The 449-nt window shown below is 58.4% G+C and carries 1 protein-coding gene; it reads right to left on the bottom strand.

Translation table 11 applies throughout. The annotated features are described in order from the left end of the window. Positions 1-236 precede the first annotated feature (236 nt). A partial coding sequence (locus K3G63_RS22570) for a hypothetical protein (protein ID WP_220616413.1) occupies positions 237-449 on the bottom strand: 213 nt, incomplete at its 5' end.

Raw genomic sequence — 449 nt, 5'->3', positions numbered from 1 at the left:
GTCCGCACGTGTTCGTCCAACGCATTTGCGAATTCGCGGGTGAGCCAGAAGCGAAAAACAGCATCGAACACGCGGCCGGGACCGCGAAAATCCGACCTCGACCACGTGGGAGTGAGCTACGCCCTCTGCCTGATCTTCGAGGCGCAGGGTGAGTTTTCCGGGCAGCCGTACGCCCTTTATGAATTGCCACGTGATCTCCTTCCCTGGTATTGCGGCGGTCACGACTGCAAGGAATTTCAGCCGAAATCGACCAACATACTCATCCATGTAGACCACGTTTCCGACATCTCCCGTGACCCGGCGCACGGTGTGAAACTGCCAGTGAACCCCCGGCCACCAGGCTTGATGCTGGCATCGTCGCAGTTCAGCATGAAGTCTGTCACTTCACGGCCGTTCAGGCCGGGGACGCGAATGTTGGTTTGCAGGCGCATCATCTTGCGACCTTGAGA

Source organism: Hymenobacter sp. HSC-4F20 (assembly GCF_019599275.1).
Lineage (GTDB): Bacteria > Bacteroidota > Bacteroidia > Cytophagales > Hymenobacteraceae > Hymenobacter.
Note: the sequence above shows the minus strand (reverse complement) of the source record. Positions and strands in the feature narration are given on the sequence as shown.